Origin of the sequence: Pseudomonas sp., from assembly GCF_032058845.1 — a bacterium.
In the GTDB taxonomy this organism is placed as follows: domain Bacteria; phylum Pseudomonadota; class Gammaproteobacteria; order Pseudomonadales; family Pseudomonadaceae; genus Aquipseudomonas.
In genome coordinates, this window is record NZ_DAMCCR010000050.1 from 13,188 (window position 1) to 30,014 (window position 16,827).

The window sequence follows — 16,827 nt, forward strand, 5'->3', positions numbered from 1 at the left end:
GACGCATCCCCGCGAACCTCTCACTGCCCTGCCCGGTCTGAACCTTTTCGCCCGCTGCGGCGGCCACTGCACAAGGAGTCATCATGCCCACCCCCTTCGGTTCGGTCGCTTACCAGCGCGCGACCCGCCTGACCTTTTTCACCCTGGGTTTCACCATGGCGGCATGGGCGCCGCTGGTGGCTTACGCCAAACAGCGACTGCAGCTCGATGACGGCGCCTTCGGCAGTCTGCTGCTGTGCATCGGCCTGGGCTCACTGATCAGCATGCCGTTCGCCGCGCGCCTGGCCCAGGCCATCGGCTTGCGCCGTGTGCTGCAAATCGCAGGTGTGGCCTTCAGTGGCGCACTGGTGACACTGGCGAGCCTCGATTCGCCCGCCGCATTCGGGCTGATGCTGTTCATCTTCGGCGCGTGCCTGGGGGTGGGTGACATTGGCATGAACCTGCAGGCAGCGATTGTCGAAAAAGCCGCCAACAAGCCGTTGATGTCAGGCTTCCATGGCCTGTTCAGCGTCGGCGCCTTCGCCGGTGCAGCGGGCGTCACGCTGCTGCTCAAACAAGGGTTTTCACCGGTACAGGCGGCATCGGCAGCGGCGCTGCTGGCGGTGTTGCTGTTGGCATTGGCCTACCGCCACCAGATCCGTCGCCTGGACGCGCTCGACGATGCCACGTTCCAGTGGCCCAAGGGCGTGGTCATGCTGCTGGCCGCGCTGGCGTTTATCTGCCTGCTGGTGGAGGGCGCCATGCTCGACTGGAGTGCGCTGTACCTCAAGGGCGTACACGGCGTGAGCCTGGCGTCGGCAGGCATCGCCTACAGCCTGTTTACCCTGGCGATGGCGTGCGTGCGGCTGGTAGGCGACCGGCTGGCGCAGTGGCTGGGAGACACCCTGCTGCTCGTGGGCGGCGCCGTACTCGCGTTGATCGGGCTGGTCATGGCGCAAACCCTGCCCCTGACGGGTGCCTTGATCGGCTTCACGCTGGCGGGCCTGGGCCTGGCCAACGCGGTACCGGTGCTGTTCCGTGCGGCCCTCAGCCAGCGGCGCATGCCGGCTGCCAGCAGCTTGAGCGCTGTGGCGACGCTGGGGTATCTGGGGGTATTGCTGGGGCCGGGCTTCATCGGCCACCTGTCGCAGTGGACATCCTTGCACAGCGCGTTCTGGGCGCTGGCCACGGCGATGCTGGTGCTGGCGCTGCTGGGCCGGGCGGCAGTCAGCAGTGGCAAACAGGCGCCCTAGGGCGTCTGCCTTACCGGCATCACCTTTGCCTCAACCCACAGCGTTCGGGCGCATCGCCGCGTGCGGCGTGTCGTCCAGGTCACCGGTGTAGTTGCGGGTTTCCGGCATGCCCAACCAGACCAGCAAGAATGCCGCTGCAGCGATGCCGGCCAAGGTCAGGAAAGCGGCGTTGTAGCCTTCGCTCTGCACCACCAGCCCTGCCAGCCCGGGGCTCAGCGCAGCGCCCAGTCCGAACGCAGTCGACAACGCGCCGAGACTCACGTTGAAACGCCCGGTACCTTGGGTGAGGTCTTTGACCACGACCGGGAACAGTGCGCCGAGCACACCCGCACCGATGCCGTCGAGCAGTTGCACGCCCACCAGCCAGAAGGGGTTGTCTGAAAACACATACAGCGCCCCGCGCAGCGGCAGGATCAGAAAGCCCGCCAACAGCAAGGGTTTGCGCCCCCAGACATCGGCTTTCAACCCCACCAGCATGGCCACCGGCACCATGAGCAGTTGCGCCGCCACGATACAGGCAGAGGTCAATGGCGTGGCCAGGTGCAGGTTGACCTGCGAGAGCTTCTGGCTCACCAGCGGCAGCATCGCCGCGTTGGCCAGATGGAACAGCGCGCAGCAGATGGCGAAGGTCAGCAACGGCCGGTTACTCAGCAGTACGCGCAGCCCTGAGGGTTGATGTCGATCGCCTTCTGCAGCCGTGAAGCCGCGAGCGACGTCATGGTCGATAGCCTCAGCGCGGACCAGGCTGACGGCAAAGATGCTGCCCACGGTCATCGCCGCCATCAGGTAAAACACCACCACAGGCCCATAGAGCCAGGCCAGGCCACCGGCCAGCAGCGCCGAGACCGCATTGCCGGCATGGTTGAAGGTCTCGTTACGCCCGGTGCGGCGGGTGAACGCTTTGGGTCCGGTCAGCCCCAAGGAAATCGCGGCGATTGCCGGGGCGAACACCGAACCGGCCACGGCACTGACGGTCTGGGTCAGCGCCACGAGCGTGAAGGAGGTGACAAAGGGCAACAGCAGGCAACTGCCGGTGACCAGCAGAGCAGCGATCACCACGACCGTGCGCTTGGCACGGGTGCGATCGATCAGGGCGCCGGCCGGCGTCTGCGTGAGCAGCGCGGTGATGCCAGCCAGGCTCATCACCAGGCCAATGCTCGCCGGCTCCCACTTGTGCACCGCCAGCAGGTAAATGGCCAGGTACGGGCCGAGACCGTCGCGGACATCCGCCAGGAAGAAGTTGAGCCAGTCGAGGGAGCGCTGATCGCGACGGTACATGATGGGTCACATCCAGAGACAATTTCAGCATAGACCTAGCGCTCTGAGCGAACGTTCTCGACTGTTTATGAATATTCATGTGTGTCGATACAGGGCTTTCGGACTGCCGATCATCAGCGCTGCGGCCGGTTCACCTGCGCCAGCAGTGCGGGCAGGTCATTGGGCCAGACGGTGTCCTCGGTCATCAGCACCTCTTCGCGCGTCCACCAGCGGTGGGCGGCCAGCACCTCGACTTCCAACTCGCTCCAGTTCACGTTGGAAATGGTCGTCTGCGCCACCCGCACCACGAAGAACTGCTCGATCGCCCTGACCTGCTCGCCGCTGGGCAGGGTCATTTCGAAGCGTCGTTCGGCAATCGACTCGCCGACGTCGACCGCGTCGATGCCGGTCTCTTCCCACAGCTCACGTCGGGCGGCCTGGGCAAAATTCTCGCCTGCCTCCACCCCGCCCCCGGGGGTTGCCCAGCACGATGTTCCGGCCAAGACGCCGTGGTGATGAACGAAATGGAACAACAAGACCCGCTGCTGCGGATCGAGCACCAATAACCGGGCTGAGGGGCGTTCGCGCATGATGAGGGTCCTTGGCCACTGAAACAGGGCGTGCCCAGTTCAGACCCGGCACGTGTGAGCAGGGTTCAGCGACTGGATGCCGCGCTCGAGGGAGCATTCTGCGCCTGCGCAAGGTCCATTGCCTGCCTGTCGTCCATTTCTGGAGTTACCGATGCCCCGCTTGGGCTTTGCCTGCATGTACCGCCACCCCCACCGCAGCCATTCGGTGAAAGAACTCGAGACGATCGAACGCGTGTTCAATACCCGTACCACCACCTTGCGCTGGCTGTCCTCGGCCAGCGTCGAGGCTGCGCGAACCAAGCTGCTGGAACTGCTGCAACACAATCTGGACGCGCAACTGCGCTTGATCGACTACGTCGCCACCCTGCCCTGCGCGCTGCACATGCTGCGCCTGAGCAGTGACCTGCTGCCGCTGTACAGCCACCGCGACGTGGCAGCGTTCTACCAGGCCGCCGACATCCAGGCCGAGCTGCAACCGCGCTTCGCTGCCATCGGCCAGCGCGCACGCGCGGCCAACATTCGCCTGTCGTTCCACCCCGGTCAGTACTGCGTGCTCGGCTCGGACCGCCCCGAAGTGGTCGAAGCCAGCCTGGCGGAATTCGAGTACCACGCCGACATGATTCGCATGATGGGCTACGGCCAGCAGTTCCAGGACTTCAAATGCAACGTGCACATCGCCGGGCGCCTGGGCGCCGAAGGCGTGCGGGCCGTGTGGCCGCGGTTGTCGCAGGTGGCGCGTAACGTCATCACCTTCGAAAACGATGAGAAAACCTACGGCGTCGACGACTGCCTGGGGCTCGCTGACCTGGCCCCGGTGGTGCTGGACATCCACCACGCCTGGATTCACGAGAACGACTACGTCGCGCGCAGCGATCCGCGGCTGCCGCGCATCATCGACAGCTGGCGCGGTGTAAGGCCAGTGATGCACTACTCGCAACCTCCCGAACGTCTGCAGGAACTGGGTTTCACGGCTGAGCAGAAACTGGAGATTCCGGCCCTGCTGGAGGCGGTCAACAAGCGCGATCTGTACGGCCACAGCAACCTGATGTGGAACGACTGGACCAACCGCTACGCCCTGCAGTTCGTGGACGCCTTCGACATCATGTTCGAGGCCAAGCACAAGAATCTCGCCACGCTCGACTTCTACCATCGTTATATGGCCGATCCGCTATCGCCGGGCCAGGCGAGCTGCTAGGGTCTCCCCCTTTTTTCATCCACCAGGAAGGTTTTTACCCATGTTGCGTTCCCCACGATTCATCCTGCCCCTGTTGCTGGTAGGCGCCCTTGCGGCCTGCGGCAAGAACGACCGCGACGCGCAAATCGACGCACAATTTCCGCTCAAGCAAAACTACGAAACCACCATCGACAGCATCGTCCCGCCGTTCGGCGCAGCGCACCCGAATGTGCCGGTCGAGAAAATCAAGGAAGTGGTCCGTGAGCATTTCACGTTCGATGAATACCGCGACGACATTCACAAGCTCTACAGCGAAGAGCACTTCACCGACGCAGAATTCAAGCAGATCGCTCCACTGGTGCAAGACCCGGCCAAAGCCCAGCAGCTGGGCAAAACGCCGGAAACCAAAGCGATCGGTGAAAAACTCAACAACCTGATGATGCAGACCGCCACCGATCCGAAGCTGCGCGAGCAGGCCACGACGCGGGTCAAGGACATCAACGAAGAGCTGGGGAAGCTGGACGCGAAGTAATCGCTCCAGGCGTTGCCGCCAGGATGCTGCGGTTCGGTCAGGAGCGGCCGCTCAGCCGCCCTGGTTGGCCGAGATGGGCTTCAATCGCGCGTGATCGAGCGCCGCGTCTTGCTTGAGTGAGGGCGGCTGTGCCGTCCTTCCCGACTTGTGTGTTCGATGAAACAAGGGCCGCTTGCGCGGCCCCTGGCAAACGCTCTGCGTTTCAACGCAGGTTTACAGGCTTCAGGCGATAGCCGTGTCAACCAGCACTTGCGCTTCGGCCACCAGGCGTTTGAGATGCGCCTCGTCGATGAAGCTTTCGGCGTAGATCTTGTAGATGTCTTCAGTGCCAGAAGGGCGCGCCGCGAACCAGCCGTTGGCCGTCATCACCTTGAGACCACCGATGGCCTGGCCGTTGCCGGGCGCGTGGCTGAGGATCTGTTCGATCGGCTCGCCAGCCAGCTCGGTAGAGGTCACCTGCTCCGGTGCCAGCTTGCTCAACAGGCCTTTCTGACGCGCATCGGCCTTGGCTTCGACGCGGGTGGCATAGGGCTTGCCGAGTGCTTCGGTGAGGTCGGCGTACGCCTGGCTCGGGGTGCGGCCGGTGCGGGCGGTCATCTCGGCCGCCAGCAGGGCGGGGATCAAGCCGTCCTTGTCAGTGGCCCAGACCGAGCCGTCCTTGCGCAGGAACGACGCCCCAGCGCTCTCCTCGCCGCCAAAACCAAGGGTGCCGTCGAACAGGCCCTGGGCGAAATACTTGAAGCCTACCGGTACCTCGAACAGCTCGCGGCCCAGGCGTTGGGTGACGCGGTCGATCAGGCCACTGGACACCACGGTCTTGCCCACGGCAGCATCCTGGCGCCACTGCGGGCGGTGGCGGTACAGGTAATCGATGGCCACGGCCAGGTAGTTGTTCGGCGCCAGCAGGCCGTCGGCGGTGACGATGCCGTGACGGTCATGGTCCGGGTCACAGGCAAACGCCACGTCGAAGCGCTCGCGCAGGCCAATCAGGCCCTGCATGGCGTACGGCGAGGACGGGTCCATGCGGATCTGCCCGTCCCAGTCGACGCTCATGAAGCGGAAGGTCGGGTCGACCTCGGTGTTCACCACGTCCAGGTTCAGCTGGTAGTGCTTGGCAATCGCCGACCAGTAGCGCACACCGGCACCGCCCAGCGGATCGACGCCCAGGCGCAGGTTGGCACCACGAATCACGTCGAAATCGATGACGTTTTCCAGGTCTGCGACATAGTGGCTGATGTAGTCGTGGCGTTGCGTGGTGGGCGCCTGCAGTGCCTGTTCATGGGCGATGCGCTTGACACCGGCCAGGCCTGCTGCCAGCAGTTCGTTGGCCTTGGCTTCGATCCACTTGGTGACATCGCTGTCGGCCGGCCCCCCATTGGGTGGGTTGTACTTGAAGCCGCCGCTTTGCGGCGGGTTGTGCGAAGGCGTGATCACCACGCCATCGGCCAGGCCGTCGCTGCGACCGCGGTTGTAGCAGAGGATGGCGTGGGACACTGCCGGGGTCGGCGTGTATTCGTCGTCCTTGGACAGCCTCACCTGCACGCCGTTGGCAGCCAGCACCTGCAGCGCGCTGGCCGCGGCCGGGGCGGACAGTGCGTGGGTGTCGGCGCCGATGAACAGCGGGCCGCTGATGCCGTTGGCCTCGCGGTACAGGCAAATGGCCTGGGAAATGGCCAGAACGTGATCTTCGTTGAAGCTCAGCTCCAGCGAGGTGCCGCGGTGGCCCGAGGTGCCGAAGGCGACTCGCTGGCCGACGATGGCCGGGTCTGGGTGCCCCGTGTAGTAAGCAGTCAACAGGCGCGGGATATCAACCAATACGCTGGCCGGAGCCGGCTTGCCTGCCAATGGACTGAGCGTCATGCAAGAACCTCGAGATCAACGAATGTTAGGGTTAGGCGCTGTACGAACACGGCCGCGCGATGCTCAGGCCTTGCTGAGCACGGCGCCCGACTTCTGTTCGTACAGAGCCTAAGAGCCCGTAGTGTACGAAGAGTTGCAGTGCCAGGCGATGGGCTGCACGGATTATTCCGTGGCGTACTGCCACCAGGCAGGAAACATCTGTTGGACGCGAGGCTCGGCAAAGCGCTCGTCGATCAGCAACAGCACACCGCGATCCTGATCGCCACGGATCACTCGGCCGGCAGCCTGGATCACCTTGCGCACACCCGGGTACAGGTAGGCATAGTCAAAGCCTGCGCCGTACTGGCGGTGCAGGCGCTGCTTGAACTGCTCATTGACCGGGTTGACCTGCGGCAAGCCCAGGGTGGCGACGAACGCGCCAATCAGCCGCGTGCCCGGCAAGTCGACCCCTTCGGCAAACGCGCCGCCCAATACCGCGAAACCGACCCCACGGCCATCGGCCACGAAGCGCGCCAGGAATCCCTCGCGCGCCGCTTCATCCATGCCTGCTGCCTGCGACCAGCTGGGAATCGCCGGGTGCTGCTCGGCCAGGTGGGCCGCCACCTGCTGCAGGTATTCGAAGCTGCTGAAGAACGCCAGATAGTTGCCCGGCTGACGCTGGTATTGCTCGGCAATCAGCGTAGCGATCGGCGCGACCGACGCTTGGCGCTGGTGATAGCGGGTCGACACCTGGCTGACGATGCGCACCTGCAGTTGCTCGGCCTGAAACGGCGCCTGCACATCGAGCCAGGCCGTGTCAGCCGGCATGCCCAGCAGGTCTCGATAAAACTGCTGCGGCCCCAGGGTTGCGGAAAACAGCGTGACGCTGCGCGCAGCGCGCATGCGCGGCCCGAGCAGACGCGCCGGCACCACATTGCGCAGGCACAAGGTCGCCAACCGGCGCTTGCGCGGGCCGGTACGCTGGGTAATGTCGAACAGGTAGTGCTCATCGAACAGCTCCGCCACCCGGCTGAACTGCAAGGCATTGAAGTAGAACTGCAGCAGTGCCGGATCGATCTGCGTGGGGGTCAGTTCCAGACGCTCCTGCACCTGGCCGAGGAACTGCTGCAACGTGCGCAGGAACGCCTCGGGCACCTGATCGCTGGCCTGATACGGCGCCACTTGGGCCTTGTACAGCGCGTTCCACTGGCGGTTGAGGCGCTCAAGCACCTTGTCCAGGCCGGCGGGAGGGCTTTGCCGCAGGCTCATCAGTTGGCCCTGGTCGAAGCTGGCGCTGTACATCTGCCGGCCACGCTCGACCAGGTTGTGGGCTTCGTCGACCAGCACTGCCACGCGCCACTGGTTGGCCTGGGCCAGGCCGAACAGCAAGGCGTAGGCGTCGAAGTAGTAGTTGTAGTCGGCGACCACCACATCGACCCAGCGGGCCATCTCCTGGCCCAGGTAGTACGGGCACACCCGATGCTCAAGGGCGACCTCGCGCAGCCCCTGCTGGTCCAGCAGGGTCCGTTGACCGGCCGCTTCACGGGCCGCCGGCAACCGGTCATAGAAACCCTGGGCCAATGGGCAGGACTCGCCATGGCAAGCGCTCCCAGGGTGCTCGCAGGCTTTGTCGCGAGCGATCAGTTCCAGGGTACGCAAGCCAGGCTGGGCGCTCGCCTGCTGGATCTGTCGCAGGGCATCGAGGGCCAGCTTGCGCCCTGGGGTCTTGGCGGTGAGGAAGAACAGCTTGTCCAGTTGCTGCGGCACCATGGCCTTGAGCAGCGGAAACAGCGTGCCAAGCGTCTTGCCGATGCCCGTGCTGGCCTGGGCCAGCAGGCAGCGGCCGGTGCTGACGGCCTTGTACAGGGTCTCGGCCAGCTGGCGTTGGCCCTGACGAAACTGTGCATACGGGAACCCCAGTGCCTGCAAACCCTGATCGCGCTCGATCAGGCGCCGTTCCTGGGTCTGCGCCCAGGCAAGAAAGCGCTGACATTGCAGTTCGAAGAACTGCTGCAGCTCGGCTGCGCTGTGGGGCTCGCTGATGAGGATCTGGTGGTCACTGTCGACCTCCAGGTAGACCAGCGTGACGTCGATCTCGCTCAGTTGGCGACTTTGGCAGAGCAACCAGGCATACACCTTGGCCTGGGCCCAATGCAGTTGACGGTGGTTCGCGGGCTGGCGGGCGAGATCACCCCGGTGGGTCTTGACCTCCTCCAGGCGATTGCGCACCGGATCATAGCCATCGGCGCGCCCGCGCACCTTGAGGCTCTGGTACTCACCCGCCAAGGGCACTTCCGACTCGTAGTCAGCGCCACGACTGCTGGCCACACGGCGATGGCCTTCGATACCTTCCTGGGCGGTCGGTGAAGGCGTGAAGCGCAGGTCCAGATCGCCAACCTTGGCGCTGAACTCACACAGCGCCCTCACGGCCACGCTATAGCTCATGCCGCCTCGCGCCAGCGCACATGACAGACCTCGACCGGCAGGCCGTGCTGTTCACAGAACGCCAACCAGCGCAGTTGGTTGTCTTGCAGGCGGTCGCCCGGGCCCTTGACCTCGATCATTCGGTAGCGGCCCTGCTCGGGCCAGAACTGGATGAGGTCCGGCATGCCGGTGCGGTTGTTGCGAATGTCCTGCAGCAGGCGCAGGAAGCAGGCTTGCAGATGCGCCGGCGGCAGGCAGTGCAAGGCTTGTTCGAGCAGCGTCGGGGTCAGGACCTGCCACACCACGAACGGTGATTGCAGACCATATTTGCTGGTGAAGCGCTCAGGGATCACCTGCCGGTAACTGCCGTCGGCCAGTTGCTCGAGGCAACGGTCGAACTGCGCCTGGCGGCGCAACTGGAAATCAGCGTCGTGCAGATCTTGCGGAGCACTCTGGAACGGGTGGAAGAATGCGCCGGGTATGGGTGCGAACACGGCCTCCCAGCACAGCAGGCCGAACAGGCTGTTGAACAGTGTGTTTTCGACGTAATGCACCTCGCCTCCGCCCTCCAGCAGGTGCTGGCGCACGGCCCGCTCCACCCCCAGGCTCGCCAGCTCGCGGGGCAGCTCCAGCTCGAGGGTGCTGACCGCGCGGGCGCGTCGACGTGGCTGAGGTGGGCCGCCGAGCTTGCGCACCAGCCTCGGTACCATGCGCTCGCAGGCTTGCGCTTCGAGGGCATTGGCCGGTGCGGCAGCCATCTGGCTGGCCAGCTCGAACGCCGCCTGCCACTGCTCGCTGCGCTCATGCACACGCACTTGCCGAATGCGCGACTCGGCGTGGCCGCAATCCTGATAGACCGCCAGTGCCAGTGGCCAATCGGCCAGGCGCTCGCACTGCTGGCCGACCTGGAACAACAGCCGTGAGCGGCGTCGCTCCAGCCAGGGGTTTTCAGCGTGCAGCCCTTGCAAGGTGGCCAACAGTTGCGCCGGGGCGGCGCCGGCCTCCAGGTGCTCCGCGCACTGATGCAGGGCCATGGCCAGCGCGACCTCGCTGCGCTGGCGCAAGGCGCGCGAATCCGCGCAGAACGCCACTTGCTCGAAGCGCAGCAGGCCCATGTCGGCCAACACGAACTCTGACCAGTCCTGATACAGGTTGCCGAAGAACAGCAAACGCAGGCGATCGCACAGCGGCTGCAGGCACCAGTGGACGATGGCAACGGGGAAACCGGGCAACCACTCGGCCAGGGGTCTGGGGAGCAATTGCAGTTCAGCCAGCTCGGTCATCAGTTGCGACTTGGCTGCGCGAGGCTGCTTGAGCAGATGCGAAAACCCCTGGGCCAGTTCGTCCTTGCGCAGCAGTGCGCCCAACTGCTCGACGCTGAGCGGCGCGTCATCGCGCACCCAACCCTGTGTCAGCAAGGGCGCAAGCGCCGCATGGGTGCAGCCGATTTCGGCGTACGCCAGCCGATCGGTACGAAACAGCTCGCCCTTGCGCATCACCATACGCACCAGCAAGGCCTGAGACGCCGGCGCAAGCTCGGCGAAACCGCGGATGAACGCCTGCTCTTCGTCGTCCAGCAGGTCCACATAGCGCAGCTCGACCCACGCCAGGACTTGGCGGAAGTTGTGCAGGTAGTAAAACGGGTCTTCGACGGAATGAGCGATCACAGGAAACAGGCCGGGCAGCGCAGACAGGGGTACTGTTTATACATACAGATAGCCCTTGGTGACAAGGGCCGTAGATCGGATCGACTCAGGCCATCGCGCTGGCAACGTGCAGCGCCCGATGAATGCCCGATCCCCGTCATGGGTGGCCGGCCGTTCAGTGAACCGTCGCTCAAGGCTGGGGCAGTAGCTTGTAGGTTTCGCCGTCATAACGCAGCACCGGCATACGCGTTCCTGGGCCGGCGATTTCGATGTCGGGCCAGCCATCCACGCCCCGATGCGGCAGAAACTGCGGCGTGCCCTCGCCGCTGGCCACCTGCCGCCATGCACCGTCGGCATGTCTGGTAACGATGAAAAAGCCTTGCCCAGTGAAGCCATAACACAGCGTGCTGCCTTCGGTGATGATCGCGTCGAGACGCCCATCGCCGTTCAAATCCTTTACGACTTCCATGCTAACTGGCTCGTAGCTGTCGTAGCTCTCGGCTTCCAACTGGCAGTCTGTGGGCTCATCATCGAAACCCGCTGCGGCGAAGGCCTTGATCTGCTCCGCACGGGGCAACGCTTCGCGTGTTTCAGAGGTATCGGCCCGTACTGGACAAACGCTTAGCAGCGCGCATAAACCGAGGGTCAACCGTGTTGTCATGAGTTACTCCTTGAATTCATCTGCCGTTGCGCGACAAGCGCGTCGGCTCCGCCGGCGCCATGAAGGATTTTGCAACATTCTCGCGTCACACCCGCTATCGTTTCCCCTGCATATTCGCCCATTTCCAGCAGAGTGATGTCCCGATGCCTTGGTTGAAACGTTTGATCGCGGTGCTGTGCCTGATCGTGCTCGCGGCACTTGCCCTGAGCTTGCACTATTACCTGCCGCGACACGAAGTGGTGCGGGTCACCGGGGTCGAGGTCAAGCGCATGGACGCTGACGGCGTGATCAACGCCGAAAACCCGGCCGATGGGCCGACCCGTGACGTGTACTTCATCAATACCGTCAGCAACGACGCCGCGCGCGAGGTAGCGGTGTACCGCAATGAAGACACCCGATGGGGCTTCCCCTGGTACTTCAAGTTCGACAGCGCCGACCTGCAGGCCATGGCGCAAGACTATTCGCGCGATGCCAATCAGCTCGTGGTGATCCGCTATTACGGCTGGCGCGTGCAGATGTTCTCGATGTTCCCCAACATCACCAATGTCCAGGCCACCAGCAGTCCAAGCGCACCCTTCCCCCTGTTCAACACACTGTTCTTCACGATCGTGCTGCTGATCGTGCTGTCCATCACCTTGGCTGTGCGCAATCGGCTGCGTCGTCGCCACCGGCCGCTGGCGCCCAGCTCGCCGCAACGCTGAGCGTGGTGTTTGCCGGCCCGTGCGCTGCGTCGCGCAGGGTCGGCCACTGCCCTGCCCTGTTTCCAGCCTGAATGAGGACGCCGCATGCAACTTACCCAAGGTCAGCGCCTGCCGCTGTCCACCCTCGGCCTTGCCGAGCGTCTGAGCGTTACCGTGACCATCGATTCACGCCATGAAATCGACTTCGCCTGCTTTGGCCTCGACAGCCAGGGCAGGCTTTCCGACGATCGCTTCATGGTCTTTTTCAACCAGCCCAGCGCACCGGCCGACGCCATTCGCCTGCAGGGCCCAGGCCAGTTCGAGATCAACCTGGCAGCGCTGCCCGCCAGCATCGATCGGCTGGTGTTCACGGCCGCCATCGATGGCGACGGCGCCATGAACAGCATCAGCGCCGGCCGCTTCAACGTGGCAAGGCCGGGCCAGCCGAACGCGGCCACGTGTGCCTTCGGTCCGGGCACCTTCAGCGTCGAGAAAGCCATCATGGTGGCTGACCTGTATCGCAAAGGCGGCGAATGGCGCTTGCTGACCAACCTGCAAGGGTTTGGCGAGGGTCTGGGCGCGCTGGTCCGGCACTTTGGTGGCGAGGTCCTCGATGAGCCTGCCCCTGCCGCGTCTGCCATCCCGGCCACCGTATCGCTGGAGAAGAAGGTGGCCGCCGCCGCTCCGGCGCTGATCAGTCTTGCCAAAAAAGCTCAGGTCAGCCTGGAGAAAAACAACCTCACTCAAGTCCGCGCCAAGGTCGCGGTGGTGCTTGACGCCTCAGGCTCGATGAACGGCCAGTACAGCAAGGGCCGGGTGCAGGAAGTGCTCGATCGGTTGATTCCCTTGGCGGTGGCGTTCGATGACGACGGCGACCTCGACGTCTTCGCTTTCGGCGCCAAGCCCGTCCAACTCTCGCCCGCAACCCTCTACAACTATCAGGACTACATCGCCACCGATCAGGGCGGCTGGCGCAAATGGAATGTGGGTGCGCGGGTCAATGACGAGCCCAAGGCTATGCGCCTGGTCATGGACTATTACCGCCAGGCGGGCGACAAGACCCCGGTGTACATCCTGTTCGTCAGCGACGGCGGCGTACATGAAAACCGAGCCATCACACGCCTGATGATGGAAGCCTCCAGCCAACCGTTCTTCTGGCAGTTCGTGGGCCTGGGAGGATCGAGCTACGGCATCCTGGAAAAACTCGACGACATGGACGGTCGGGTGGTCGACAACTGCAACTTTTTCGCCATGGACGACCTGCACGATCTGTCCGAGGAGGTCCTGTACGATCGGCTGATGGCGGAGTTCCCCAGCTGGCTGCGTGAAGCGAAAGCAAAGGGCATCATTGCCTGAACGAAAAAAACCCCTGCAAGCAGGGGTTTTTCATTGCATCCAGCGTTAGCCGATGCTTACACCATGGGCTTCAGCCAGCGGCTTCAAGCCACCGGCAAAGCCTTGGCCGATGGCCTTGAACTTGAACTCGTCGTTGTGACGATACAGCTCACCAAAGATCATCGCCGTTTCGGTCGAAGCATCTTCGCTCAGGTCATAGCGCGCCAGCTCTTTGCCGTCCGCCTTGTTGACCACGCGGATGTAAGCATTGCCGACCTGACCGAAGCTTTGCTTGCGGGTTTCGGCGTCGTGGATGGTCACGGCGAACACCAGCTTCTTCACTTCCTGCGCCAAGCCGGTCAACTTGACGTTGACCTGCTCGTCATCACCATCGCCCTGACCCGAGCGGTTATCGCCCAGGTGTTCGATGGAGCCGTCGGCCGAGGTCTTGTTGTTGTAGAAGATGAAGCCGGTGTCATTCAGCACCTTGCCGCTTTCACCCACTACGAACACGGAGGCGTCGAGGTCGAACTCGGCGCCGTCGGTGACGCGAGCGTCCCAACCCAGGCCGACCGTGATCTCGGAAAGGCCGGGGGCCTCTTTGGACAGCGAAACGTTACCGCCTTTGCTCAGGCTGACTGCCATGGGGTGTGTTCCTTTTAGAGAGGTTGGGGATCAGAACGCCAGACCGAAGCTGGTTGCCACAGCCTTCAGGCCGCCGGCATAACCCTGGCCGACTGCGCGGAATTTCCACTCGCCGTTGTTACGGTACAGCTCGGCAAAAATCATCGCGGTTTCGGTAGAGGCGTCTTCGGCCAGGTCGTAGCGCACTACTTCGTTGCCATTGGTCTCGTTGACGATGCGGATGAACGCACCCCCTACCTGGCCGAAGCTCTGCCGGCGCGCTTCGGCGTCGTGGATGGTCACGGTGAACACGATCTTTTCGACGTCAGCCGGTACGCGGCTCAGGTCGACCTTGATCACTTCATCATCGCCGTCGCCAGCGCCGGTGCGGTTGTCACCGGTGTGCTCGACCGAGCCGTCGGTGCTCTTGAGCTGGTTGTAGAAGATGAAGTCGGCTTCGCTGCGCACCTTGCCGTCGGCCTTGAGCAGGAAAGCGCTGGCATCGAGGTCGAACTCGGTGCCATCGGTCGCGCGCGGATCCCAACCCAGGCCCACGATGATCCGGGTCAGGGAAGGATCGGTCTTGGTCAGGCTGAGGTTGCCACCTTTGGAAAGGCTGAGTGCCATTGGACTAACTCCTTGTGGTTTTACCGAGGTTTCACTTGGTTTCAGCCGGTGCTTCGTCCTTTGCAGGGAAGATCACACTGGCGATGATACCGATGACCAGCGTCACCATGACGATGAGCAGGCTGGTGTTTGGATCGATGGTGTAGCCATGGTGGAACATGTGGTCGGTAGCGTTGAGCGCCAGTTTCAGGGCAATGAAGAACAGCAAGGCGATGACGGCCTTCTCCAGGTGCACCAGGTAGCGCTTGAGCGCTTCGAGCACGAAATACATGGTCCGCAGGCCGAGAATGGCGAACAACATGGCCGAGTAGACGATCAGCGGCTCACGGCTCACGGCGATCACCGCTGGCACCGAGTCGAAGGCGAACAGCACGTCGGACACTTCCACCACCACCAGGCAGAGGAACAGCGGCGTGGCGAACAAGCCGCCTTTGGCTGCCAGGCTCATGCCCTTGTTTTCAGGCTTGAGTACCTCGGCTTCCAGCTCCTTGCGACGCACGAAGAAGTGGTTGCCGTGCAGCTTCGGCCAGACCGGGAACAGCATCTTGGCGAAGCGGTAGGCGATGTGCTTGGAGTAGTCCTCCTCCTCTTCGTCGTCCCCGCCGCTTCGCAGCATCATGATCGCGGTCCACGCCACGATGATGGCGAACACCACTTCTACCCACGGGCCGAACGCCAGCAGGCCCGTACCGATGGCCACGAACACGCCGCGAAACACGATGGCGCCGATGATGCCCCAGTACAGAATGCGATGGCGCAAGCCGTCGGGCACCTTGAACCAGGCGAAGATCGCCATGAAGACGAAGAGGTTGTCGACGCTGAGCACTTTCTCCAGGGCGTAGCCGGTGACGAACAGGCTGGCGACCTGGGCGCCGTGGTGGATGTAGAGGAAGCCGGCGAAAGCCAACGAAATGGCGATCCAGAATATCGACCACACCGACGCATTCATCAGGGTGATCTGCTTGTCACCACGGTGCGTGACCATGTCCAGCAGCAGCGCGCCAACCGCGATGCCAATGAAGACCGCCATGGTCAGCGGGGGAAAACCGATATGGGTAGCTTCCACAGTTGTTTACCTTAGAGTTCGAAGTCAGCCGGGTTGAGCCCCAGCTCCATGCAGATCTGGCGGCACGCCGCCCTTTCCTTCTCGTCGAAATCACCGTCCGAGGCACCGATTGCGCAGGTCACCCGCACCAGCAGGCGCGCTGCACTTTCGTTGTCCTTGATCCGGCCGATGACTTTGAGTGCTTCAGCCTGACCAATGTGCTGATCGAATTCGAGCTTGGCCACCGCATCGTTGAACACGGCCAGCACGTCGGTCAGGCTGAATACCTTGAGTTCAGGTGAGTTGTTCAGAAAAGCAACCATCTTCTGCTTTTCTTCAGGCCCTGCACCGTTGCTCGCCAGCGCGACCATGGCACTGGCATTGGAGACCGCCTCCATGAACTTGCGATTCTTGTGCTTGGCCACTTCGGTGGTCAGGGATTCACGGGCTTTAGCCGCGTTGGTTTTGAGCCATGCCAGCATGGGTGTCACCTCGACATGCGGGACCAGGCCCGCGAAAAGAGTACTTACTTCGAGCCCGCGCTCCAGCGCATGCCCCAGTTGTAGGCCTGGTCCATCGGTGCTTGCGAGCGGTGGAAATCGACCCGCCGCGTGACCTTGACCGAGCCACCGTCATTCTCCAGCAAGGCAATGGCGCAGCAACCCAGGCGCCCGCCCTCTTCGTTCAAGCGCACTTCGATCTCCGGCTGGCCGGGGACGAAGATGGTGGCCACCCCATCAGTTTCGGTCCAGTTCGGCGCACCTTCGTAGATGAAGGCATAGACCAGAATGCGCCGCACCTCGCTCCAGCGATCGCCATTGATGTGCAACCATTCACCGCCGGACACGGAGCCGGTACGGTCGTCACCCATCAACTGCACGTAGGGTGCGTCACGCAGCGAACCGAATGCATTGCCCAAGGCCTGCACCACCCCCTTGTCGCCATTCTGCAACTCGAACAGGCAACCGACATCGAGGTCGATGGACTTGCTGCGGCCAAAGAACCCGCTCTTGCCCTTGTTCCAGTTGAGGTTGACCCGTATCTCGCCAAAGCCGCCGGCCTTCTTGTCCAGGCTGATGGAGGTGCGGGTCTTGTCCAGGGTGATCTTGCTCAGGCTGACACTGGGCTTGGGCGCCGGCCCCGCTGCGGGGGCCGGCGCCG

The 16,827-nt window shown here is 63.4% G+C and carries 15 protein-coding genes and 1 pseudogene; 5 read left to right on the plus strand and 11 right to left on the minus strand.

From position 1 onward, the window contains the following. The first annotated feature begins 83 nt into the window (after positions 1-83). Positions 84-1,232, plus strand: a complete 1,149-nt coding sequence (locus tag RT028_RS11440; protein WP_312934965.1) for an MFS transporter — start codon at positions 84-86, stop codon at positions 1,230-1,232. 30 nt (positions 1,233-1,262) lie between these two features. On the opposite strand, the gene RT028_RS11445 is transcribed toward RT028_RS11440, so the two are convergent. Both RT028_RS11445 and RT028_RS11450 read right to left on the minus strand, forming a co-directional pair. Further along, positions 1,263-2,510 (minus strand): MFS transporter, encoded by a 1,248-nt coding sequence (locus RT028_RS11445; RefSeq protein ID WP_312934967.1) that lies wholly within the window; start codon positions 2,508-2,510, stop codon positions 1,263-1,265. A 113-nt stretch (positions 2,511-2,623) separates the two neighbouring features. Then, complete coding sequence (locus RT028_RS11450) at positions 2,624-3,079, minus strand: NUDIX domain-containing protein (RefSeq protein WP_312934968.1); 456 nt, start codon at positions 3,077-3,079, stop codon at positions 2,624-2,626. A gap of 151 nt (positions 3,080-3,230) precedes the next feature. On the opposite strand from RT028_RS11450, the gene uvsE reads away from it, so the two are divergent. Together uvsE and RT028_RS11460 are read left to right on the plus strand one after the other, a co-directional pair. Beyond that, on the plus strand, positions 3,231-4,274 hold the full coding sequence (uvsE, locus tag RT028_RS11455; protein WP_312934969.1) for a UV DNA damage repair endonuclease UvsE: 1,044 nt from the start codon (positions 3,231-3,233) through the stop codon (positions 4,272-4,274). A 40-nt stretch (positions 4,275-4,314) separates the two neighbouring features. Further along, the gene (locus RT028_RS11460; protein WP_312934970.1) at positions 4,315-4,785 is read left to right on the plus strand and encodes a hypothetical protein; all 471 of its coding nucleotides are present in this window, start codon (positions 4,315-4,317) and stop codon (positions 4,783-4,785) included. A 222-nt stretch (positions 4,786-5,007) separates the two neighbouring features. Here RT028_RS11460 and pgm read toward each other — a convergent pair whose 3' ends face one another. The 4 genes from pgm to RT028_RS11480 all read right to left on the minus strand — a co-directional run bounded on the left by pgm (position 5,008) and on the right by RT028_RS11480 (position 11,355). Then, on the minus strand, positions 5,008-6,645 hold the full coding sequence (gene pgm, locus RT028_RS11465) for a phosphoglucomutase (alpha-D-glucose-1,6-bisphosphate-dependent) (RefSeq protein WP_312934971.1): 1,638 nt from the start codon (positions 6,643-6,645) through the stop codon (positions 5,008-5,010). Between the two features lie 162 nt (positions 6,646-6,807). Continuing rightward, the gene (locus RT028_RS11470; protein WP_312934972.1) at positions 6,808-9,069 is read right to left on the minus strand and encodes an ATP-dependent DNA helicase; all 2,262 of its coding nucleotides are present in this window, start codon (positions 9,067-9,069) and stop codon (positions 6,808-6,810) included. Beyond that, complete coding sequence (locus tag RT028_RS11475) at positions 9,066-10,715, minus strand: VRR-NUC domain-containing protein (RefSeq protein ID WP_312934974.1); 1,650 nt, start codon at positions 10,713-10,715, stop codon at positions 9,066-9,068. Before RT028_RS11475 ends, RT028_RS11470 begins: the two co-directional genes overlap by 4 nt. 169 nt (positions 10,716-10,884) lie before the next feature. Continuing rightward, the gene (locus RT028_RS11480) at positions 10,885-11,355 is read right to left on the minus strand and encodes a hypothetical protein (protein ID WP_312934975.1); all 471 of its coding nucleotides are present in this window, start codon (positions 11,353-11,355) and stop codon (positions 10,885-10,887) included. A 143-nt stretch (positions 11,356-11,498) separates the two neighbouring features. Here RT028_RS11480 and RT028_RS11485 point away from each other — a divergent pair, with 143 nt between their 5' ends. Together RT028_RS11485 and RT028_RS11490 are read left to right on the plus strand one after the other, a co-directional pair. Then, positions 11,499-12,056, plus strand: a complete 558-nt coding sequence (locus RT028_RS11485; protein WP_312934976.1) for a DUF1523 family protein — start codon at positions 11,499-11,501, stop codon at positions 12,054-12,056. Between the two features lie 84 nt (positions 12,057-12,140). After that, a complete protein-coding gene (locus RT028_RS11490; RefSeq protein WP_312934977.1) occupies positions 12,141-13,391 on the plus strand; it encodes a VWA domain-containing protein in 1,251 nt (416 codons plus the stop codon). Positions 13,392-13,436: 45 nt separating this feature from the next. Here RT028_RS11490 and RT028_RS11495 read toward each other — a convergent pair whose 3' ends face one another. The 5 genes and pseudogenes from RT028_RS11495 to RT028_RS11515 all read right to left on the minus strand — a co-directional run. After that, positions 13,437-14,015, minus strand: a complete 579-nt coding sequence (locus RT028_RS11495) for a TerD family protein (protein ID WP_312934978.1) — start codon at positions 14,013-14,015, stop codon at positions 13,437-13,439. A 30-nt stretch (positions 14,016-14,045) separates the two neighbouring features. Continuing rightward, on the minus strand, positions 14,046-14,621 hold the full coding sequence (locus RT028_RS11500) for a TerD family protein (RefSeq protein WP_312934979.1): 576 nt from the start codon (positions 14,619-14,621) through the stop codon (positions 14,046-14,048). A 31-nt stretch (positions 14,622-14,652) separates the two neighbouring features. After that, positions 14,653-15,687, minus strand: a complete 1,035-nt coding sequence (locus tag RT028_RS11505) for a TerC/Alx family metal homeostasis membrane protein (RefSeq protein ID WP_312934980.1) — start codon at positions 15,685-15,687, stop codon at positions 14,653-14,655. Between the two features lie 11 nt (positions 15,688-15,698). Next, entirely contained in the window at positions 15,699-16,148 is a 450-nt protein-coding gene (locus tag RT028_RS11510) for a tellurite resistance TerB family protein (RefSeq protein ID WP_312934982.1), read from the minus strand. 44 nt (positions 16,149-16,192) lie between these two features. Then, positions 16,193-16,827: pseudogene (locus tag RT028_RS11515) on the minus strand (tellurium resistance protein TerA); the annotation flags it as partial.